The organism is Streptomyces sp. NPDC021020, from assembly GCF_044333285.1.
In the GTDB taxonomy this organism is placed as follows: Bacteria; Actinomycetota; Actinomycetes; order Streptomycetales; family Streptomycetaceae; genus Actinacidiphila.
Window position 1 is genome coordinate 495,585 of the sequence record NZ_JBIRQQ010000003.1, and the last position, 20,475, is coordinate 516,059.

General features: G+C 72.7%; 19 protein-coding genes. 5 read left to right on the forward strand and 14 right to left on the reverse strand.

Annotated features, from left to right (window positions below; all coding sequences use genetic code 11):
• From ACH4SL_RS10585 to fxsT, 3 genes are all read right to left on the reverse strand, one after another.
• The coding region (locus tag ACH4SL_RS10585) for an NB-ARC domain-containing protein (RefSeq protein ID WP_398443467.1) at positions 1-1,516 on the reverse strand (1,516 nt) is incomplete at its 3' end.
• Between the two features lie 193 nt (positions 1,517-1,709).
• A complete protein-coding gene (locus ACH4SL_RS10590; protein ID WP_398443469.1) occupies positions 1,710-3,626 on the reverse strand; it encodes a tetratricopeptide repeat protein in 1,917 nt (638 codons plus the stop codon).
• A 95-nt stretch (positions 3,627-3,721) separates the two neighbouring features.
• Positions 3,722-5,968 carry an FxSxx-COOH system tetratricopeptide repeat protein gene (fxsT, locus tag ACH4SL_RS10595; RefSeq protein WP_398443471.1) on the reverse strand — a complete coding sequence of 749 codons (2,247 nt, stop codon included), beginning with the start codon at positions 5,966-5,968 and terminating at the stop codon, positions 3,722-3,724.
• Positions 5,969-6,402: 434 nt separating this feature from the next.
• Here fxsT and ACH4SL_RS10600 point away from each other — a divergent pair, with 434 nt between their 5' ends.
• The gene (locus tag ACH4SL_RS10600; RefSeq protein ID WP_398443473.1) at positions 6,403-6,753 is read left to right on the forward strand and encodes a peptidoglycan-binding protein; all 351 of its coding nucleotides are present in this window, start codon (positions 6,403-6,405) and stop codon (positions 6,751-6,753) included.
• Between the two features lie 60 nt (positions 6,754-6,813).
• On the opposite strand, the gene ACH4SL_RS10605 is transcribed toward ACH4SL_RS10600, so the two are convergent.
• A complete protein-coding gene (locus ACH4SL_RS10605) occupies positions 6,814-7,191 on the reverse strand; it encodes a hypothetical protein (protein WP_398443475.1) in 378 nt (125 codons plus the stop codon).
• A 391-nt stretch (positions 7,192-7,582) separates the two neighbouring features.
• On the opposite strand from ACH4SL_RS10605, the gene ACH4SL_RS10610 reads away from it, so the two are divergent.
• Positions 7,583-8,053 (forward strand): hypothetical protein, encoded by a 471-nt coding sequence (locus tag ACH4SL_RS10610; RefSeq protein ID WP_398443477.1) that lies wholly within the window; start codon positions 7,583-7,585, stop codon positions 8,051-8,053.
• Positions 8,054-8,079: 26 nt separating this feature from the next.
• Entirely contained in the window at positions 8,080-10,347 is a 2,268-nt protein-coding gene (locus ACH4SL_RS10615) for a tetratricopeptide repeat protein (RefSeq protein ID WP_398443479.1), read from the forward strand.
• Between the two features lie 118 nt (positions 10,348-10,465).
• On the opposite strand, the gene ACH4SL_RS10620 is transcribed toward ACH4SL_RS10615, so the two are convergent.
• From ACH4SL_RS10620 to ACH4SL_RS10665, 10 genes are all read right to left on the reverse strand, one after another.
• The gene (locus ACH4SL_RS10620; RefSeq protein WP_398443481.1) at positions 10,466-11,398 is read right to left on the reverse strand and encodes a hypothetical protein; all 933 of its coding nucleotides are present in this window, start codon (positions 11,396-11,398) and stop codon (positions 10,466-10,468) included.
• Between the two features lie 72 nt (positions 11,399-11,470).
• Positions 11,471-11,995, reverse strand: coding sequence for a hypothetical protein (locus ACH4SL_RS10625; protein ID WP_398443483.1), 525 nt, complete (start codon positions 11,993-11,995; stop codon positions 11,471-11,473).
• Between the two features lie 85 nt (positions 11,996-12,080).
• Positions 12,081-12,569, reverse strand: coding sequence for a hypothetical protein (locus ACH4SL_RS10630; protein ID WP_398443485.1), 489 nt, complete (start codon positions 12,567-12,569; stop codon positions 12,081-12,083).
• An 86-nt stretch (positions 12,570-12,655) separates the two neighbouring features.
• A complete protein-coding gene (locus ACH4SL_RS10635) occupies positions 12,656-13,165 on the reverse strand; it encodes a hypothetical protein (protein WP_398443487.1) in 510 nt (169 codons plus the stop codon).
• Positions 13,166-13,307: 142 nt separating this feature from the next.
• A complete protein-coding gene (locus tag ACH4SL_RS10640; RefSeq protein ID WP_398443489.1) occupies positions 13,308-13,805 on the reverse strand; it encodes a hypothetical protein in 498 nt (165 codons plus the stop codon).
• Positions 13,789-14,070 carry a hypothetical protein gene (locus ACH4SL_RS10645; protein ID WP_398443491.1) on the reverse strand — a complete coding sequence of 94 codons (282 nt, stop codon included), beginning with the start codon at positions 14,068-14,070 and terminating at the stop codon, positions 13,789-13,791. Before ACH4SL_RS10645 ends, ACH4SL_RS10640 begins: the two co-directional genes overlap by 17 nt.
• Before the next feature lie 4 nt (positions 14,071-14,074).
• Positions 14,075-15,457 carry a C2 family cysteine protease gene (locus ACH4SL_RS10650; RefSeq protein ID WP_398443493.1) on the reverse strand — a complete coding sequence of 461 codons (1,383 nt, stop codon included), beginning with the start codon at positions 15,455-15,457 and terminating at the stop codon, positions 14,075-14,077.
• Positions 15,454-15,774 (reverse strand): hypothetical protein, encoded by a 321-nt coding sequence (locus tag ACH4SL_RS10655; RefSeq protein WP_398443495.1) that lies wholly within the window; start codon positions 15,772-15,774, stop codon positions 15,454-15,456. The genes ACH4SL_RS10650 and ACH4SL_RS10655 overlap by 4 nt, the downstream gene beginning before the upstream one ends.
• Before the next feature lie 146 nt (positions 15,775-15,920).
• The gene (locus tag ACH4SL_RS10660) at positions 15,921-16,184 is read right to left on the reverse strand and encodes a protealysin inhibitor emfourin (protein ID WP_398444090.1); all 264 of its coding nucleotides are present in this window, start codon (positions 16,182-16,184) and stop codon (positions 15,921-15,923) included.
• 8 nt (positions 16,185-16,192) lie between these two features.
• Entirely contained in the window at positions 16,193-17,311 is a 1,119-nt protein-coding gene (locus ACH4SL_RS10665; protein ID WP_398443497.1) for a M4 family metallopeptidase, read from the reverse strand.
• Between the two features lie 304 nt (positions 17,312-17,615).
• Here ACH4SL_RS10665 and leuA point away from each other — a divergent pair, with 304 nt between their 5' ends.
• Both leuA and ACH4SL_RS10675 read left to right on the forward strand, forming a co-directional pair.
• Complete coding sequence (gene leuA, locus ACH4SL_RS10670) at positions 17,616-19,379, forward strand: 2-isopropylmalate synthase (protein WP_398443499.1); 1,764 nt, start codon at positions 17,616-17,618, stop codon at positions 19,377-19,379.
• A gap of 270 nt (positions 19,380-19,649) precedes the next feature.
• Positions 19,650-20,354 (forward strand): TerB family tellurite resistance protein, encoded by a 705-nt coding sequence (locus tag ACH4SL_RS10675; protein ID WP_398444092.1) that lies wholly within the window; start codon positions 19,650-19,652, stop codon positions 20,352-20,354.
• The last annotated feature ends 121 nt before the right edge of the window (positions 20,355-20,475 follow it).

The window sequence follows — 20,475 nt, forward strand, 5'->3', positions numbered from 1 at the left end:
GTTCGGCAAATGCGGTGGCGGCCCTTGTGGTGTTTCCGGCCTGGCCTTGCCAGCGGGCGAGGTTGCTGCGGGTGGCGAGGGTGTCGGGGTGGTCGGGGTCGAGACAGTCGCTGGTCGTGATGGTGAGGTTCTGGAAGTGCGTGATGGCGGCGGCGATCTGGCCGGACTCGCCCAGACTGTGCCCGGCGCGGAAGAGCAGCATGTGGGCATCGGGTTCGTGGAGACACGAGGATCCGCGAGAGCCCTCCTCGGTGCAGGTGATCAGTGCCGTCGCGCACGCGCGTAGGGCCTGGGCCAGGGCGGTGTTGCGTTCGATCTCGGGCCACGCCGCCATCAGCGCGTCGGCTGCCGCGCGGGCCGTGTCGCCGTACGGGTCGTCGGGCAGCGTGTCGCGGGTCGCGCGTTGGACGATCTGGTGTACGCGGACGTACCCCTCCTCGTCGTCCGGCTCCGGTGCCGTCAGGAGGCTGAGGCGGTGCAGCGCGCGCAGCGCACCCATCGCGTCATCGGAGGTGAGCGTGCCGTCCGGGGCGAGGTATTCGCGTGCCGCCTCGCTCGTCAGGACCGCCAGCGGGATGCTCGGGGCCATGAAGGAGGCCAGCTCCAGCATCGGGCGGGCCAGGCCGTACGGGCGGAGCCCATCCGCACGCTCCACGGACAGTTCCCAGGCGGCGGCCATCGTGTGGGGCTGGTCATCAGGCAGCACATCCGGGCTGACCTCGTCCAGCGTGCGGATCCTTCGCGCCAGCAGATCGCGGTACTTGGCCACCGGGATGCCCGCGTCCACGACGTAGGCCGCCGCCTGCGAGAGCGCGAGCGGCAGGCAGCCCAGATCCTTCGCCAACGCGGCCAGCTCGGCTTTGGGTTCGGCCCGGCCCGCCTCCTCCAGCGCTGAGGCGAGGTACGTCACTGCCTCCTCCGGGGTGAACGTGCCGACCTGCACCAAGCGGCGGCCGTTCCCGGAGAGGGCGGCGTCCCGGCGGCGGGTCGTTACGACGGTCCGGCCGTGCTCGACCGCCGGGGGCCACAGGCCCTTGACGTCCGCCGGGTCGGCGACGTCGTCCAGGACGACCAGCCAGCGGCGCGCCCCCGTCCGCAGCCACGCGAGGAAGGTGCGCGTGGCCTGTTCGGGGTCCGACGCGTCCGCCCCGCAGACCTCCGCGCCTGCCTGCGCGAGCCCGGCGACGATCGCGGTGCGGCTGCCCGCGGAGAGCCACACCAGCAGCTCCACGTCCCGCTCGCGCAGCAGCTCTTCTGCCAGGTCGGCGGCGAGCTGGGTCTTGCCGACGCCGCCCATGCCGCTGAGCACCTGGCACAGCACCGCCGTGCCGCCCCCGTTCACCGCCTCGCGCAGCCGCGCCCGCTCGGCGCGGTCCTGGAATGCCCCCGCGCGCGGCGGGATCACTCCCACCACATGCGGCCAGGTCACGGTGCCCCGCGCCGGGAGGTGGTACACGTTGACGTCCCGCATGGACTGCGCCGCGACCGACCCCGCGCCGCCCGCGTGGACCGTCACGTCACGGGCTGTCGCGCTCGCCGGAGTCGGGGCCGGTGCCCCGTCCGAGCCGGTCGATCCGCCCACCGTCACTTCGCCCACCCCCACGGCCGTACGACGTCACGACGACTCTAGGCCGCTCCGTCACGGTGAGCCAACGTGCGGTCACTGCTGAGGTGTTGGCCCCGCGCTGCGCGAACTGCCGGGGCGCGGGCTACGGCTGGGCCTCGCCGGCCTGTGCCTGCCAGTGGGCCTGGTTGTTGAGGGTGTTGAGGGTGTCGGGGTGATCGGGGCCGAGGATACGGAGGCGGTCGTCGAGGAGTTCGGCGAATGCGGCGGCGGCTCCGGTGGCGTCTCCCGCCTCGCCTTGCCAGTGGGCGAGGTTGTTGCGGGTGGTGAGGGTGTCGGGGTGGTCGGGTCCGAGGACGCGAAGGCGGTCGTTGAGGAGTTCGGCGTAGGCGAGGACGGCTCCGGTGGCGTCTCCCGCGTGGCCTTGCCAGTTGGCGAGGTTGTTGCGGCTCGTGAGGGTGTAGAGGTGGTCGGGGCCGAGTACCCGCAGGCAGTCCGTGAGGAGTTCGGTGTAGGCGAGGGCGGCTCCGGTGGCGTCTCCCGCGTGGCCTTGCCAGTGGGCGAGGTTGTTACGGGCGATGAGGGCGTCGAGGTGGTCAGGGCCGAGACGGGCGACGGCTGTCTGGACGAGGTTCGCGAAATGGGCCGCTGCTGTGGCGACCTGGCCGGATTTCCCGAGACTCATTCCGGTCCGGAAGAACAGCGGATGGGCATCGGGCTCGTACAAGCACGCCGTGTCCACCGGCCACTCCTCCGTGACGGAGATCAGCGTGACGGAGCACGCGCGCAGGGCCTGGACCAGGGCGGTGTCGCGCTCGGTGTCCGGCCACACCGCCATCAGGGCGTCGGCTGCAGCGCGGGCCGTCTCGCCGTACGGCCCGGCGGTCAACGTGTCGTGTGTCGCGCGTTGGACGATCTGGTGCACGCGGACGTACCCCCCGTCGTCGTCCGGTTCCGGTGCCGTCAGGAGGCTGAGGCGGTGCAGCGCGCGCAGCGCACCCGCCGCGTCATCGGGGGTGAGCGTGCCGTCCGGGGCGAGGTATTCGAGAGCGGGCCTGCTCGTCAGGACGGCCGCCGGGATGCTCGGGGCCAGGAAGGAGGCCAGCTCCAGCATCGGGCGGGCCAGGCCGTACGGGCGTAGCCCGTCCGCTCGCTCGACGGACAGCTGCCAGGCGGCGGCCATGGTGTGGGGCTGGTCATCAGGCAGCACATCCGGAGTGACCTCGTCCAGCGTGCGCACCCTCCGCGCCAGCAGGTCCCGGTACTTCGCGACCGGGATCCCCGCGTCCACCACGTATGCCGCCGCCTGCGAGAGTGCCAGCGGCAGACAGCCCAGGTCCGCCGCCAACCCGGCCAGCTCGTCGGCCGGTTCGGCCCGACCCGCCTGCTCCAGCGCTGAGGCGAGGTACGTCACCGCCTCCTGCGAGGTGAAGGTCCCGACCTGCACCAACCGGCGGCGGTTCCCGGCGAGGGCGGCGTCCCGGCGGCGGGTCGTCAGCACCGTCCTGCCGTGCTCCACCACCGGGGGCCACAGGCCCTTGACGTCCGCCGGGTCGGCGACGTCGTCCAGGACGATCAGCCAGCGGCGGGGACCGGCCCGTAGCCACGCGAGGAAGGTGAGCGTGGCCTGTTCGGGGTCGGACGGGTCCGCTCCGCAGACCTCGGCCCCGGCCTGCGCCAGCCCCGCGAGGATCGCGGTGCGGCTGCCCGCCGAGAGCCACACCAGCAGCTCCACGTCCCGCTCGCGCAGCACCTCTTCCGCCAGGTCAGCAGCCAGTTGCGTCTTGCCGACCCCGCCCATTCCGCTGAGCACCTGGCACAGCACCGCCGTGCCGCCCCCGCTCACCGCCTCGCGCAGCCGTGCCCGTTCCGCCCGGTCCTGGAACGCCCCCGCACGCGGCGGCACGACGCCCACCACATGCGGCCACGCCACAGCACCCCGCGCGGGCAGATGCACGTGGACGTCCCCCATCGTGTGGGCCGCGACGGATCCCGGCCCCTGGGACGTCACGCGCACCGGCACCGGCACCTCGCCGGAGCCGCCCGTCCCGTCCACCGCCACGCGCCCCGCCCCCCAACTGCCGTACGGCGTCCCGACGACTTTAGGACCGCCCGCTCACTGCGGGCCACCGTTCCGTCACCGCATCCGGCGGGCGCCTACGCCCGGGACTTGCCGGCACGCTCCTGCAACAGGGTCAGGATTCTGCTGGCTTGGAGTGAGCTGGGGTGGCGGGGGCCGAGGGTGCGCTCCAAGTCGCCGAGCAGTGCGGCTTGTGCGGCGACGGCCCCGGTGAGGTCTCCTACCACCGCCCGCCAGGAGACGAGGTTGCCGCGGGTGGTGAGTGTGTCGGGGTGGTCCGGCCCGAGGATGCGCAGTTGGTCGTCCAGCAACTCGGTGTAGGTGAACATGGCCTGGGCCAACTCCCCTGCGCCGGCCAGCCAGTAAGCGAGGTTGGCGCAGGTCGCAAGGGTCTCGGGGTGGTCCGGTCCGAGGACGCGGAGGCGGTCGGCGAGGAGTTCGGCGCAGGCGGTGGCGGCTCCGGCGGCATCCCCGGCTTCGCCCCGGAAATAGGCGTGGTTGTTGCGGGCGGTGAGCGTGTTGGGGTGGTCGGGCCCGAGCGTGCGCGTCATGTCCTCGACGACATCTCCGTAGGTGGCGGCGGCTCCGGCGGCGTCCCCTGCCTGGCCCTGCCAGCGGGCGAGGTTGGCGCGGGCGGTAAGGGTGTCGGGGTGGTCGGGCCCGAGGATCCGCAGCATGTCGGCCAGCAGGTCCGCGAAGTCGGCGGCGGCTCCCGCGAAGTCGCCCGCCGAGCCCAGCCAGAAGGCCGCGTTGGCGAAGGCGGTGAGGGTGTCGCGATGCTTGGGGCCGAACACGCGCACCATGTCGTCCAGGAGTTCGGTGAGGGCTCCGGCGGCTCCGAGGGCATCACCAGAACGGCCCTGCCACTGGGCGGCGTTGACGCGGGCCACAAGTGTGTCGGGGTGGTCGGGGGCGAGGTGGCGGGCTGTCGCGTCGGCGAGGCGCCGCAGATGGGCCAGGGCCGCGGCAGGCTGGCCGGATTCGCCGAGGCTGAGCCCGAGATGGTGGAGCAGCGGGTGCGCGTTGGGCACGAAGAGACATGGAGGGTGCTCGGCGCCCTCCTCGGTGCAGGTGATCAGCGCCGTCGCGCACGCGCGTAGGGCCTGGGCCAGGGCGGTGTCGCGTTCGATGCTCGGCCACACCGCCATCAGGGCGTCGGCTGCCGCGCGAGCCGTCTCGCCGTACCGGCCGTCGGCCAGCCTCTCGCGGGTCGCGCGTCGGACGATCTGGTGCACGCGGACGTACCCCTCGTCGTCGTCCGGTCCCGGCGCCGTCAGGAGGCTGAGGCGGTGCAGCGCGCGCAGCGCACCGGCCGCGTCGTCCGCCGTGACCGGCTGTGTGCGCTGGACGGTGAGGTGCGCGAGTGAGGGCTCGCTCGTCAGCACGGCCGCCGGGATGCTCGGGGCGAGGAAGGAGGCCAGCTCCAGCATGGGGCGTGCCAGGCCGTACGGGCGGAGGGCGTCCGCGCGTTCGACGGACAGTTGCCAGGCGGCGGCCATGGTGTGGGGCTGGTCGTCGGGGAGGACGTCCGGACTGACGTCCTCCAGCGTGCGGACCCTTCGCGCGAGCAGGTCGCGGTACTTGGCCACCGGGATGCCCGCGTCCACGACGTAGGCCGCCGCCTGCGAGAGCGCCAGCGGCAGGCAGCCCAGCTCGTCCGCCAGCGAGGCCAGCTCGGCTGTGGGTTCGGCCCGGCCCGCCTCCTCCAGTGCTGAGGCGAGGTACGTCGCGGCTTCCGCTGCGGTGAAGGTCCCGACCTGTACGACCCGGCGGCCGTTCCCGGCGAGGGCGGCGTCGCGGCGGCGGGTCGTCACGACGGTCCTGCCGTGCTCGACCGCCGGGGGCCACAGGCCCTTGACGTCTGCCGGGTCGGCGATGTCGTCGAGGACGACGAGCCAGCGGCGCGGCCCTGCCCGTAGCCACGCGAGGAAGGTCCGCGTGGCCTGCTCGGGGTCGGACGGGTCCGCTCCGCAGACCTCGGCGCCTGCCTGGGCCAGCCCCGCGACGATCGCGGTGCGGCTGCCCGCGGAGAGCCACACGAGCAGGTCCACGCCCTGCTGGCGCAGCACCTCTTCTGCCAGGTCGGCGGCCAGTTGCGTCTTGCCGACGCCGCCCATGCCGCTGAGCACCTGGCACGGTGCGGCCTCGCGCAGCCGTGCCCGTTCCGCCCGGTCCTGGAACGCCCCCGCGCGCGGCGGGATCACCCCCACCACATGCGGCCAGGCCACGGCGCCCCGCGCCGGAAGGTGCACGTGGACGTCCCGCATGGTGCGTGCCGCGACCGCCCCGTCGCCCTCCGCGCGGATCGTCACGTCCCCGTCCACCGCCGCCACCCCCACCCGTACGCCTTCCCCACGACTTTAGGCCGCCGCACCCCCCGCGGACCCGGCAATCCGCCACGACGCCCACGGCAGATGCCCGCGGAATTCGGCACCTGCAAACCGGACGCACCCTCTGGATTGTTTTCGGTCAGCCCCGCGTGCGGAATTCCTTCGCGCTCCGCACGCGCTACGGGCGTAGATCACCGGACCGTTCCGCCCGAGGTCAGGGTGGACGCGATGCCGTACCTGGGAGTAGCGGGAGAAATCCCGTTCCCCGTGGGAATTACCCGCCCCCGCGCAATCGCTGGCACCTGCAAACGGCGGTTGTTTCGCGTTACACGCACCGTAGTTGACCAAAGCGCGTCTGTTGGCGCGCACTTCCCGGGTGATCGACTTGGGCACGGCCCACCGTGGGCCGCCAACGGAGGAGTTCACCTATGAAGAAGCAGATTGCGGCCGCGTTCGCCACTGCCGGCCTCGCCCTGTCGATCGGCGTCGCCGCCGCGCCCAGCGCCTCGGCCGAGGCCTCGAGCCTGTGCAACTACACCAGCAGCCAGCCCCAGGTGGGCTACGGCAGCACCGGCGCGGCCGTCCAGCAGGTCCAGTGCGAGCTGTGGTATTCGCTGCGGTCCAGCGTCCTCGCCCGCGACGGCATCTTCGGCGACGCGACCAAGGCGGACGTGAAGTCGTTCCAGGGCTGCGCGGGCCTGTCGGTCGACGGCATCGTCGGCCCCAACACCTGGAACGCCCTCAACTACTGGACCCGCACGGACGGCTTCGTCTGCTGACGCCCGGCCCGCCCACCCGTAGAAGTCCGTCGGTCGCCTGTGACCGGCGGCCTTCCGCCGTCAGGCCAGGCAGTAGTAGTACCGGCTGTTGGGGTTGAGGGTCACCGTCACCTCTTTGGAGAGGTAGAAGGCCTCCGAGTCAGCCAGACGGCCGTCGCCGTTCGAGTCGTAGTACATGGCGACCGCGTAAATGGAGCGGCTCCGGATGTAGTCGTTCCCGATGGGGCCGGGGTATTGGCTGGTAGCACCGTTGTATACGCAGTGCGGCACGGTGCTCACATCGACGTTCGTGATGTTGCCGTTCGGCTGGTGGAGACATATGCGGGTGCTGTTGCAGGTGGTGGAGGCCTGCGCGGGCGCGGTGGTGAGCGCGCCCAGGGCCAGCACGCCGGCGGCGATGCACGTTGCGGCCAGCGGCCTGCTTCGCTTGGTGGTCATGATTCCCTCCCTGGTCGTTGTGGCTGTGCGGCGGTGCCCCGTGCGTGGTAACGCGTGGCACCCGTCCCGTCGCGCTGGGTGGGGCTCCATGGAACTCGCTTGATCCTAAGGTGAGTTGGCGGAGGGGAACCAGGGCGCCTTGACCGGCGGATACCTACGGTCGGAAGCGCACGGAAATCCGGGACGCGGTGGTCGTAGCGCTGGACGCGCCAGCCCTCGGGGGCGACCGGGGTGCAGGGGGACAGGCGGTGCCGGGCGGGGCGGTCGACGGCGGACGCCTGGGCCGTCTGCGACAGCGGGGGCGGAGGCCGTGCCGGTTGTGGGGACCGGAGGGCAGTGGCTACCGTCGGCGTAAGCGGCAGATCACGCTGGGGGGTTCGTGGTGACGGGTGTGGACATCGCGATCGGCTGCACGTGTGCGTGGCTGGTGCGGACGGCCCGGCGGGCGGCGGGGCAGCCGGACGCGGACGGCGACGGCGAGCTGGACGCGCGCATGCGGCACCTGCACGGACTGGTGGCGGGCGCGCTGGGCGAGGACTCGGCGCTGCGCCTGGCGGGCGAGGAGGCCGCGGCGGGGGAGGGCGAGATCTCGGAGCGGACCCGGCGGCGGCTGGCCGACGCCCTGGACGAGGCCGTCGAGCACGACGCCGCGCTGGCCGCGGCCCTCAGGAGCGCCGTCGCCGCGCTGCGGTCCGGGCCGTCCGGGGGCGGTGGGGGCGTGACCACCGGTGGAGGCGTGGACGTCCACGCGGAGGGCGGGGCGGTGGCCGCGCTCCGGATGGGCGGCGTCCGGATGGGCGGCGTCCCGACGGGCGGTGAGCAGGCGGCAAACCCTCCGTTGCCGGGTTCGCCGCAGGGCTGAGCGGACCCGGAACGGGCGAGACCCGGTTGCTGCGGCCGCGCCTCCCCGCCGCGGCCGCCCCGCTCGCCCCGGCCCGGCCCGCCATCAGCGGCCACGGCGGAGCGATCGTGGCCGGTGAGGCGGGCGACATCCACCAGCACCACCACTACGGGGCCGCGGCTGCTCCGGAGCCGACCCGCTGGCCGGTGCGGGTGGGGCTGGTGCCTCCGGCGGCGGACTGCTTCCAGGAACGCGGCGTGATCAGGGACCTGGACCTCGCGTTCGACCCGCCCGGCACGGCGGTGCCCTGCGAGGTGCTGACGGGGATGGGCGGGGTCGGCAAGACCCAGCTCGCCGCCCGGCACGCCCGCAACGCCCTGCTCGGTCAGAAGATCGACCTGCTGGTGTGGGTCACGGCGTCGAGCAGACAGGCGGTCATCGACGCGTACGCCGAGGCCGCGGAGAAGGTCATGCGACCCAAGGGCGACAACCCGGCGCGCGCGGCCGAGGACTTCCTGATCTGGCTGGAGCCCCGGCCCGCGTCCCCGGCCGCCCAGGTGCGCTGGCTCGTGGTCCTGGACAACATCATGGCTCCCGCCGACCTGACCGGCCTGTGGCCGCCGGAGAGCCCCTGCGGCCGGACGGTCGCGACGACGCGCAGCCGGGACGCCGCGCTGTCCAGAGCCGATCGCCGCATGGTCACGGTCGGCCTGTTCACGCCGGACGAGGCGACCGCCTACCTCACGTCCTCACTCGCGGCCCGCGGCAGGACGGAGCCCGCCGAGGAGGTCGCCGGGCTGGCCGCCGATCTGGGCCTGCTGCCGCTGGCGCTGTCGCAGACGGCCGCCTACCTCGTCGACGCCGGGATCAGCTGCGCGGGCTACCGGGAGCGCCTGGCGGACCGGGCGCGGCGCCTGGACGAACTGCGGCCCGCCACCCTGCCGGACGACCAGACGGCGAGCGTGGCCGCGGCCTGGTCGCTCTCGCTCGACCGCGCCGACGCCCAGGAGCCCGCCGGACTCGCCCGCCCCCTGCTGCAACTCGCCGCGATGCTCGACTCCAACGGCATCCCCGTCCCCGTTCTCACCGGCCCGCACGCCCTCGGCCACCTGACCCGCGCCGCCGCGGACCTGTGGCAGGGGCGGAAGGTGACGCCGGAGAAGGCGGTGGCGGCCTTACGCGTACTGCACCGGCTGAACCTGGTCGACCACGACGTGGAGGCCGTTCCCGGCTCCGTCTACGTGCACCAGGTCGTCCAGCGGGCCGTCCGGGACACCGTCGGCGGGCCCGAGCAGGACGCGCTCGCGCGTACGGCCGCGAACGCCCTGACCGCGGCCTGGCCCGAGGTGGAACGCGACACCGGCCTCGCCCAGGCACTGCGGGCGAACGCCCTCGCCCTCGCCCGCACGGCCGGTGACGCCCTGCACCACCCCGGCGTCCACGCGCTGCTCTACCGCTTCGGCAGGAGCCTCGGCGTGGCGGGCCGGGCCGACGCCGCCGTGGACCACTTCCAGCAACTCGCCGACTCCGCCCGCCGCCACCTCGGCCCCGACCACCCCGACACCCTCGCGACCCGGCACGACCTGGCCTACTGGCGCGGTGCGGCGGGGGACGCGGCCGGCGCCGTGGCCGCCTTCGAGACGCTGCTCGCCGAGCGGCTGCGGGTGCTGGGCCCCGACCACCCCCACACCCTCACCACCCGCGGGAACCTCGCCTACTGGCAGGGCGGCGCCGGGGACGTGGCCAACGCGACCGCCGCGCTCAAGCAGTTGCTGGATGACAGGACCCGGGTGCTGGGCCCCGACCACCTGGACACCCTCGCGACCCGCCACAACATCGCAAGGCTCCGGGCACGCGACGGCGACACCGCGGGCGCCGCCGCCGAGTTGGAGGAGCTGTTGGCGGACAGGCTGCGGGTGCTGGGGCCCGACCACCCCGACACCCTCGCCACCCGGCACGACCTCGCCTGCTGGCGGGGAGCCGTCGGCGGTACCACCGGCGCCGCGGCCGCGGGCGCCGAGCTGGAGGAGCTGTTGGCGGACAGGCTGCGGGTGCTGGGGCCCGACCACCCGGACACCCTCGCCACCCGGCACCACCGGGCCAGGCTGCGCGGCGAGTCCGCGGACGTCGTCGGCGCGGTGGCCGACTTCGAGGCGCTGCTGAGGGACGTGACCCGGGTGCTGGGCCCCGACCACCCGCAGACCACGGACGTCCGGGACACTCTCGCCTACTGGCAGCAGGACGAGGAGCCGGTCACCCGCAAGATCATGCCGAGGAGGACGCGCGCCCGGGCCGATCCGGAAACCGGGGCGTGACCCCGATCGTTTTCGGCCGGCCGCACGCGCCGCGTCTCCTTCCGCCTCTTCCCGTGCCGGGGGCGTGGACCGCTGATCCGATGCATTCAGGCTCACGTTCAGGTCATTGTTTCCCGGGTCAGTGCCCGTCGCCGAAGAAGTCCGCCGTGCGCAGGCGCAGATCCGCCGCCATCGCCAGGACGTCGTTCTCGGGGACGGCCGGTCCGTCGGTCGCCATGACCACGACGTCGTCGCGGCCGGGCGGTTGGACGATGTACCACCGCCTCCCGTCGCGCTGGACGCGCCAGACGTCCGCGGCGACCGGGGTGCAGGGGGAGAGGTGGGACAGCGCGCTGCCCTGTTCCGCGTCGCAGCGCTGCGGCGGGGCGAAGCCGGCCGGGCGGGGGTCGACGGTCACCCAGAGGCCGTGCCGGTCGCGGTCGTCGGCGTCCGACGCGGTGTCCTTGGCCAGCAGGAGGTATTCGAAGCTGTGGTTCTGCACACCCGTGGGCATCGGGTAGAGCGCGCGGTAGCCGGGGACGTCGGGCGCGAGGAGCGGTACCGAGACGGTGTCCAGCAGCCGGTGCTCGGCCCCCGACGCGGTCGAGGCCTGGGCCATCGCCGACAGCGGCCAGACCGCGAGCAGCGCGATGCCCACGCCGACCCGCACCTGCGGCCGGGTCTCGGCGGCGACCAGCAGATGGGCGAGGCCGTAGCCCGCGGCCAGGATCAGCGCGTCGCCGGTCAGCTGCCCGGACAGCCGCAGGAAGGGCCCGATGTAGTCCTGCACCCAGATGAGCATCACGCAGACCCCGAAGCCCGCGGCGGCGGTCCGCGTCGCCCGCGGCACCCGCACCAGGGCCAGCAGCACCCACCCCAGCAGCCCCCCGACGATCGCGCCCGCGGGCCGGAAGATCAGCCCGACGCCCAGGCACCCGTAGTCCGCGCCGTCGCCGGAGGAGTGGCACAGCCCGTCGGACACCGGGGCGGCGGCGAGCGCCCACACCGCCCCGAGCACCCCTCCGACCACCACCGCCCGCGCCGCCGCACCCCACAGCCGCCCGCCCGCCATGTCGCTCCCCCTCCGCGCAGACCTCCGCCGAGTGTGCGCGAAGGGGGAGCGCGGTGTCGTGAGTATGCGTACTCAGTGCGGCCAGTCGTCGGCGTAGGACGGTGACGGGGTAGGTGACGTCCGGGTCGGCAGGGGCGTGGGGCGCGGGCCGTCGAGGGTGAAGGTGACGTGGCGGTCGTCGCCGGGGATCACGTCGATGAAGCGGATCGTGTAGCGCCCGACGTGGACGGTCTGCCCGGCGCGGACCTTGTAGACGTCCCCGGCGTCCGTCCCGTTGTCCCGCAGGAGCAGCCGGTCCTGGGGTTCGCCGGGGTCGTCGCCGCTGGTCGACATGATGCCCGCGAAGAAGTCACCGTAGTGGTACGCGCCCCGGCCGAGTTCGTGCACATCGTCGGCCCGCACGCCCGGCGGCAACGGGTGCTGGACGTACGTCCGGTGGTGGCGCGGCGACCGCCCCGGCTCCCCGCCGCCGAGCGCGACGACCAGGTACGCGGCCGCACCGGCGGCGACGAGCGCGGCGACCGCGATCGTGAGCGTGTTGCCGGTCCGCCGTCGCGCCGGCGGCTTTCGTCGAACGGGCGACTCCTGGATGCTCACCGATTTCCCCCCGGTGTGTGACGTCTGCGTGTGCGCCGGTTGGACGGTGCCGGGTGGCTCGTGGTTCCGGGAGCGCCGGGGTACGTCAGGCGGGGCTGACCCGGACGTCGAGGGCGTCGTGGGCGGGGTTGGGCATGCGCCAGACCTTGAGTACGGTGACGCGTATGCCGAGCGCGGTGAACGTGTCGCCGGTGCGGACGCTCCGGTGCACGAGCTGACGCGGGGCCGCCTGGAATAGCGAGACGTCGAGCGCGTCCGGAGGGGTGTCCGCCGTGGGTTTCGCGGCGCCGAGCCCGACCTTCGCTCCATCGGCCCGCTCGGTGGCGTGCAGGGGGTGGCCGGTGTCGAACCACCGCTGGACGGTGAGCCGCTGCACGCCCGCACCGTGCGCCCCGAGCGGCGGCGGCTCGCCGGAGTCGCCGCCGCTGCGGGCGTCGGGGGTGTGATGCCCGGATCCGCCGCCGAGCAGCGCGACGGCGAGGTACGCGGCCGCGCCGAGGGCGACGAGGGCGGAGATCGCGAGGGCCAGGGCCCCTCTACTCGGCTGCCGCATCGCCGACTCCTGGATGCTCACCGATTTCCCCCCCAGTGTGTGACGTCTGCGTGTGCGCCGGTTGGACGGAGCCGGGTGGCTCGCGGTTCCGGGAGTGCCGGGGCGTGTCAGGCGGGGGCGACCCGGACGTCGAGGGCGTCGTGGGCGGGGTTGGGCATGCGCCAGACCTTGAGCACGGTGACGCGTATGCCGAGCGCGGTGAACGTGTCGCCGGTGCGCACGTTCTTGTAGACGGTCGGACTCGGTGTCCCGGACTGGAAGAGGTAGAGGCCGAGCGTGTCCGGAGCCGTCTTCCGCGAGGGCTCCACGGCGCTGAGCCCGATGTCCGTGCCGTCCGCCCGCGTGGCGACGTTCGGCGGGTGGTCGGCTCTGAACCACCGCTGGACGAGCAGCCGCTGGGTGTCGGCCGCGTGCGCCGTCAGCGGCGGCGGCTGCCGGGCCTCCCGCGCGCGCTGCTGGGCGTTGCCGACCAGCGTGACGGTGAGGTAGGCGGCGGCGCCGAGGGCGACGAGGGCGGAAACGAGGAGGGTCGCGGTCTTGCCGGTCCGTCGGCGTCCCGGCTGCCTCGTGCGTGGTGCGTGGTGCTCCCGCTGGGCAGGTGCCTCTTCCGTGTTCACTGCCGTCCCCCCTGGGGCGATGACCGGCCGTCGCGGCCGGGGCGCCGGTGGACGGCGCCGTAGCTTTGACTGTGCTGGGCGGAGCTGCGTTCCCCCTCGTGCGGGGGATGGCGCGATTGCGCCACGCTTCTGCCGGCCTCCGTCAGTGCGGGTAGTCGCCCGGGTAGGAGGGGTCGTCCACCGCCGGGGAGGGCGAGGTGTGCGTGGGCAGGGGGGTGGGGCGGGGGCCGTCGAGCGTGAAGGTGACGTGGCGGTCGTCGCCGGGGATCACGTCGATGAAGCGGATCGTGTAGCGGCCGACGTGCACGGTCTGCCCTGCGCGGACCTGGACCACGTCGTCCTGGTGCGTCCCGTTGTCGTTGAGGGCCAGCCGGGCCCACGGCTCCCCGGGGGCGTCGCCGCTGGTCGACATGATGCCCGCGAAGAAGTCGCCGTACGTGTACGTTCCCCGTCCGAGCCTGTGCACGTCGTCTGCCCGCACGCCCGGCGGCAACGGGTGCTGGACGTACGTCCGGTGCGGCCGCGGCGGCGGATTCTGCGACGACCCGCTGCCGAGCGCGACGATGAGGTACGCGGCCGCGCCGACAGCCACGAGGCCGGAGATCACGAGGGTCAGGGTGTTGCTACTCGGTCTTCGCATCGTCACTTCCCGGGCCTTCGACGGTGAAGGTGACGTAGCCGTCCCGCGCGCCGGGGACCACCTCGGTGAAGGTGAGGGTGTAACGCCCGGCGTGCACGGTGTCGCCGGGGCGGACGGTGAAGATGTCTCCCTCGCCCGTGCGGGTGTCGTTGAGGTTGAGCGTGGCCCAGGGGTCCTCGGGGCCCTCGCTGGTTCCCGTGATACCGGCGAACAGGTCGCCGTACCGGTACGCGGCCCGGCGGCCGAGACGGCGGTGGGCGGGCATCGGGTCAGACCTCCTGCGGGGTGAAGGAGACTTCGTCGCACAACGCACGGTATTCGTCCTGGGTCAGGGTGACGATGTGCTGCTTGCCCGCTCCGGCGCCCCAAGGGTTCATCACCGTGACGGTCGGCGGGTGGGCCTTCGTGTTGACGGACTGCACGGTGTATTCGTGGTCCCCGACCATACGGGGGTCCTTGGACGCCCGGGATGTGGTGCCGACGGTGACGGCCTCGCCCTTGGCCAGCCGCTTCTGTACATCGTCCAGTGAGACGTCCTGGGGGCTGTGCCGCTCGGCCTTCTGACCGGTGACCGCGTTCATGCCCTGGTCGCCCCAGCCGCCCTCGATGTTGCCGTAGCCACCCTTGTACTGGGCGTACGCCTTCTCGTAGATCGCGGGCCACAGCACGCCCGTGTCTTCGGCGTGGGTGTAGACCGTGCTGCCGTCCTGCGACGGGAGCTTGTTGTCGACGGTCACCAGATGGGCCATCCCCGACTCGTCGTAGATCGTCACGGTGTAGGTGCCGTTGGCGTTCTGCCGGATGTGATTGCGGGGAAAGTCGGGGTCCTGTTCTGTCACGGCCGCCAGGGAGGCCATGAACCAGCAGTCGCCCACACCGCCCATCTGCATCTGCGTGGCGGGGTCGGCGGGCCCGTCGAACAGCGGTAGGTCGACCGGTTCGTACTCGGTGTCGCCGACGTCCTGCGGTGCCGGCTTCGGCTCCCACCGCAGGTTGGTCAGCTGGGACTGGAGCCGGGCGAGCGTCTCGGGACCGCAGGTGGACAGGAGGAGGTACTCCCACTGCTGGTTGGCGCTGTCGTCGTCCGGGGGAGTGGGCGGCTTGCCGATCTCGGCGTTGAGCTGTTGCAACTGGGTGTCGGTCATCCGCGACATCACCGCGTCGAGTTCCGCCGGGGTGAGGTCGCCGAAGTCGGAGAGGATCTCCTGCGAGGCATCCGGGTCGCCGATGTGGTCGTCGAAGTAGCCGAGCGAGGCGTCGATCTTCGCCCGGTCCGGGGGCGGCTCGTCGGCGAACTCCAGACCGGGGTCGATCGTGTAGCCGGTCTGGTCCAGTGACGCTACGGCGTCCAGGTGGTCGCAGCGGCGGTAGAGGGACATCGAGGTGGTGTCGAGCTGCGTGCGCAGCGCGAAGGGCACGCCGCGGTAGGCCGACGACAGGACCTGGTGGACGAGCGGTTGCAGCAGGTGGTTCGTCGTGGCCGGTTTGCCCTTCATCAGCCCCTGTACCTCTTGCAGCAGGCTCGTCAGGTTCTGGTGCATACCGAAGGCCTGCGGGCTGATGGTCTTCATGTGCCCGGCCATCGTGCGGATCTGCGGGGTGTCGAAGCCGTGGAAGCCGGTCCCCGTGTCCCCGGCGCTGCCGGGGCTCAATGCCCGCTCCGGGCGGGTGCCTTGGCCGGGTGTTTGGCTGCCTCGTCGTCCAGCCGGTCGGCCTCGGCGACCCAGCGCTTCGCGTCGGCGAGCAGCCCGGCCGCCATCTCGCCGAGCGTTTTGTGTTCGCCGGTGAGAGTGGCGGTGGTCTGCTCCGCGTACGGGCCCTTCCACACCGGCGGGTTGGCCGTGGCCTGGTTCACCGTGGTGGTCAGGTAACCGCCCAGGGAGGACGCGAGGGTCCTGGCGCGGGCCGCGCAGGACCGTAAGTCGGCCGCGCGCTGCTTCTTCTGGGCGGGTGTCTCTTCCGCGCTCACTGCGATCCCCCCGGACGCCGGTGACGACCGGCCTCCGGCCGGGGTGCCGTACGGGCGGCACCGCAGCTTTGGACTGCGTGGGGGAGCGCGGGGTTCCCGCGGGGGCGGGGAATGGCGCAATTACGCCGCCCCGCCCCCCGCGGGGGCTACGCCCCTTCCCCCAGCACCTCCGCGACGAGTTCGCGCTGCGCCGGGGTCAGGGTCGGGTCGGCGGCCTCGATCGTGCGGCCGTCGACGGTGACGGTGTACGTGTAGCCGTCGCGCGTCGGGGTCGGGACCGTGGGGGGGGCGGCCAGGGCGGAGCGGGCCAGGGCGTGGAGGTGATCCGCGTCCGGGCGGGCGGCGGTGTCCAGGACGGCGTGCCGGGACAGGCCTGCGAAGCCGCCGGAGCGGGTCACCTCGATACGCATCGGCGGGCTCATACCTCCTGGGTCTGGCCGGGCTGCTGGCGGGGGACGCCGGCGCCGTGGTGCGCGGCGGGCTTGACGCCGACCTCCTGCCAGGCGGCCTGGACCGCGCGGCTCTCGTCCCCCTCACCGTAGCGGGCGGTGGCCGCGGCGACGGTGACCGCGGCGAAGTCGGCGAACTGGGCGCCGGCCGAAAGGGATCCACCGGTGAGCGTGTCGTACCAGATCTGCCCGGCCTTCTCCCAGGCGTGGCCGCCGATCGCGGCCGCGGTGAGGTAGAAGGCGCGGTTGGGGATGCCGGAGTTGATGTGCACGCCGCCGTTGTCCTGCGGGGTGCGCACGTAGTGGGCCATGTCCGCGGGCTGCGGGTCCTTGCCGAGCTGCGGGTCGTCGTACGCGGTGCCGGGCGCCTTCATCGAGCGCAGGGCGACGCCGTGGACGCCGGGGGCGAGCAGGCCCGCGCCGATGAGCCAGTCGGCCTGGTCGGCGGTCTGCCCGGCGGCGTACTGCTTGATGAGGCTGCCGAAGACGTCGGAGACCGACTCGTTGAGCGCGCCGGACTGGCCCTGGTAGTCCAGGTTGGCGGTGTACTGCGTGACGCCGTGCGTCAGCTCGTGGCCGATCACGTCCAGCGGGAGGGTGAAGTCGAGGAAGATCCGGCCGTCGCCGTCCCCGAAGACCATCTGCTCGCCGTTCCAGAAGGCGTTGTTGTAGTCCTTCAGGTAGTGCACGGACGCGTTGAGCGGCAGGCCCTGGTCGTCGATGGAGTGCCGGCCGTAGGCCTTCAGATACGTCTCGAAGGTCGCGCCGAGCGCGTCGTAGGCGCGGTTGACGCTCGCGTCGGCCGACGGGTCGGCGCCCTCGGCGCGCACCTTGCTGCCGGGCAGGTTGTCCTGGTGCCCGGCGTCGTAGATCGTGCGCTGCGGCTTGTCGGAGGCGGCGCCGGTGTGCCGGAGGGTCGGGCCGAGCGCCGCGGCCAGGTGCCGCCGGGTGCGCTCGCGGGCGTCGTGCTCCAGGGTGCGGCGGGCGGGGCCGGACAGCGCCGCGTCGTCGTGACGGGCCAGTTTGTCCAGGACGTGCGGCGGGATGATCGTGCAGAAAACGGGCGTGAAGGCTGCAGAGGTGTCCATATACGCAATGTGGCACCATATCCACGCTCTGTCACCACTTTTACCGCAGATTGACGAGAAGGAGCGAAGCGCCGGTACTCAGGTGGACACCGCCAGGCATCTTGCATGCTGAGAGGAAGCGCACATCGGCTGCGTGAAACCGCCCGCGTCGGGTTAGGGTCGTTCCCGTCATGAGTTTCGGGCTGCTTCTCCTTAGCTGCCGCGGCGAGGGCCTGTAGTCGTAGGCCGACCCCCTCCCCGCGGAGTTCGGCGTTTCCCAGCCGTCGGCCGTTCTCGAAGCGGACCCCGAGGAGTCGAAGAACCCATGAGCACCCCCCAGCGTGTCGGCAAGCCCACGCCCATCACCGCCGCGAGCGTCACCCAGCGGCCCAGCGGGATGCCGGTCCACAAGTACGGCCGCTACGAGCAGGTCGACCTGCCCGACCGCACCTGGCCCGACGCGCGTGTCACCAAGGCCCCGCGCTGGCTGTCGACCGACCTGCGGGACGGCAACCAGGCGCTGATCGACCCGATGTCGCCGGCCCGCAAGCGCGAGATGTTCGACCTGCTGGTGCGCATGGGCTACAAGGAGATCGAGGTCGGCTTCCCGGCCTCCGGCGCGACCGACTTCGACTTCGTGCGCTCCATCATCGAGCAGGGCGCGATCCCCGAGGACGTGACGATCTCCGTCCTGACGCAGGCCCGCGAGGAGCTGATCGAGCGCACCGTGGAGGCGCTGCGCGGCGCCCCGCGCGCCACCGTGCACCTCTACAACGCCACCGCCCCGGTCTTCCGCCGCGTCGTCTTCCGCGGCAGCCGCGAGCAGGTCCGGCAGATCGCGGTGGACGGCACCCGGCTGGTCATGGAGTACGCCGACAAGCTGCTGACCGACGAGACGGTCTTCGGCTACCAGTACAGCCCGGAGATCTTCACCGACACCGAGCTGGACTTCGCGCTGGAGGTCTGCGAGGGCGTCATGGACGTCTGGCAGCCCGAGCCCGGCCGCGAGATCATCCTCAACCTGCCCGCGACCGTCGAGCGCTCCACCCCCTCCACGCACGCCGACCGCTTCGAGTGGATGTCGCGCAACCTGTCGCGGCGCGAGTACGTATGCCTGTCCGTGCACCCGCACAACGACCGCGGCACCGCGGTGGCGGCCGCCGAGCTGGCCCTGATGGCCGGCGCCGACCGCATCGAGGGCTGCCTGTTCGGCCAGGGCGAGCGCACCGGCAACGTCGACCTGGTCACGCTGGGCATGAACCTGTTCAGCCAGGGCGTCGACCCGCAGATCGACTTCTCGCAGATCGACGAGGTCCGCCGCACCGCCGAATACTGCAACCAGATGGAGGTCCACCCGCGCCACCCCTACGCGGGCGACCTGGTCTACACCTCCTTCTCCGGCTCCCACCAGGACGCCATCAAGAAGGGCTTCGAGGCGATGGAGGCCACCGCTGCCGCCGCCGGGAAGACCGTGGACGACATCACGTGGGAGGTCCCGTACCTGCCCATCGACCCCAAGGACGTCGGCCGCTCGTACGAGGCCGTCATCCGCGTCAACTCGCAGTCCGGCAAGGGCGGCGTGGCCTACGTGCTGAAGAACGGGCACAAGCTGGACCTGCCGCGCCGCATGCAGATCGAGTTCTCGAAGATCATCCAGGCCAAGACCGACGCCGAGGGCGGCGAGGTCACGCCCGAGCAGATCTGGTCCGTCTTCCGCGACGAGTACCTGCCCACGCAGGACAACGCGTGGGGCCGCATCACCCTGCGCTCGGCGCAGGCGTCAACGTCGAGCGACGGAACGGACGCTCTTACGGTGGAAGCCGTCGTGGACGGCGAGCCGACCGTGCTGAGCGGCAACGGCAACGGCCCGATCTCCGCCTTCTTCGACGCCCTGGGCAAGATCGGCGTGGACGCCCGGCTGCTGGACTACTCCGAGCACACCATGAGCGAGGGCGCCTCCTCGCAGGCCGCCTCGTACATCGAATGCGCCATCGGCGGCCGCGTCCTGTGGGGCATCGGCATCGACGCGAACACCACGCGGGCCGCGCTCAGCGCCGTCGTCTCGGCGGTCAACCGCGCCGGTCGCTGACCTTCCGGGGCCCGTCGCGAGCCCGCCGCGGGTCCGTTCGCCAATCAGGCGAAACGGTACGAACCGTCCCACGCGTACGGGGGTAGTAGGGAATTGCCCCCGTACGCGGTACTGACTGCGCCTCGCTGATGTGGCTAACATCACGGCGTACGGCACCGTCGCCGGGGCTTCACCGCGCACGCAGCGCACGATGCAGCGCAACGCACGGGCCGATGCGGGCGATGCGAGTGCGTACCGGGACGAGGACGGGCCGGAGGGTGCAGCGTGAAGATGCTGGGGCTGATGATCTGGGGTGTGCGCACGTCCTGGCACACCGAGGACGACGGTGAGTTCTTCTGCCCCGACTGCGGGGGCGACCGCAGCTACCACCGCAGAACGGGCACCCGCCGCCTGACCGTGCTCAGCGTGCCGCTGCTCAGCCGCGGCAGCGCGGGCTCCGTGATCGAGTGCTCCGCCTGCCACCGCCACTACGACTCCGGCGCGCTGCTCACCCCCACCACGACCCGCTTCTCCGCGATGCTGCGCGACGCCGTCCACACCGTCGCGCTCGCCGTGCTCACCGCGGGCGGCACCAGCGGCCGCCCGGCCCGCGACGCCGCCGTCGGCGCGGTGCGCGCGGCCGGCTTCAGCGACTGCACCGAGGACCAGCTGCTCGGCCTGCTCGCCGCGATCGTCGCCGACGAGGGCCGCTACGGCGCCTCGCAGGAGCTGGGCCACTACTCCTTCGCCGACCAGCCCATCGACGGCTGCGGCAGCTGGCTGTCCATCGAGCTGCACGAGGCGCTCGAACCGCTCTCCGACCACCTCGACGACCTCGGCCGCGAGCGGGTCCTGCTCCAGGGCGCCCACATCGCCCTCGCCGACGGCCCCTACCTGCCCGCCGAGCGCGAGGTCCTGGAGGCGGTCGGCCGCTGCCTGTCGCTGAACCGCGACGACATCGACCGGCTGCTGGCCGCGGCTGCGACCACGGGCTGACTCCCACGGGCGCCGGCTACCTCCCCGCGCCTACTCCGCGGGGAGTAACGGCCCTCCGTGATCGTCGCGGGGAGTAACGCCCACTTCACTCCTGAGCCCGATGATCCGCGCTCCCCGTGAC

Coding starts and splice junctions, on each gene's coding strand:
- ACH4SL_RS10600 (WP_398443473.1), top strand. CDS start 6,403: ATGAAGAAGCAGATTGCGGCCGCGTTCGCCACTGCCGGCCTCGCCCTG.
- ACH4SL_RS10605 (WP_398443475.1), bottom strand. CDS start 7,191: ATGACCACCAAGCGAAGCAGGCCGCTGGCCGCAACGTGCATCGCCGCC.
- ACH4SL_RS10620 (WP_398443481.1), bottom strand. CDS start 11,398: ATGGCGGGCGGGCGGCTGTGGGGTGCGGCGGCGCGGGCGGTGGTGGTC.
- ACH4SL_RS10640 (WP_398443489.1), bottom strand. CDS start 13,805: ATGCGAAGACCGAGTAGCAACACCCTGACCCTCGTGATCTCCGGCCTC.
- ACH4SL_RS10645 (WP_398443491.1), bottom strand. CDS start 14,070: ATGCCCGCCCACCGCCGTCTCGGCCGCCGGGCCGCGTACCGGTACGGC.
- ACH4SL_RS10660 (WP_398444090.1), bottom strand. CDS start 16,184: ATGCGTATCGAGGTGACCCGCTCCGGCGGCTTCGCAGGCCTGTCCCGG.
- ACH4SL_RS10665 (WP_398443497.1), bottom strand. CDS start 17,311: ATGGACACCTCTGCAGCCTTCACGCCCGTTTTCTGCACGATCATCCCG.
- leuA (WP_398443499.1), top strand. CDS start 17,616: ATGAGCACCCCCCAGCGTGTCGGCAAGCCCACGCCCATCACCGCCGCG.
- ACH4SL_RS10675 (WP_398444092.1), top strand. CDS start 19,650: ATGCTGGGGCTGATGATCTGGGGTGTGCGCACGTCCTGGCACACCGAG.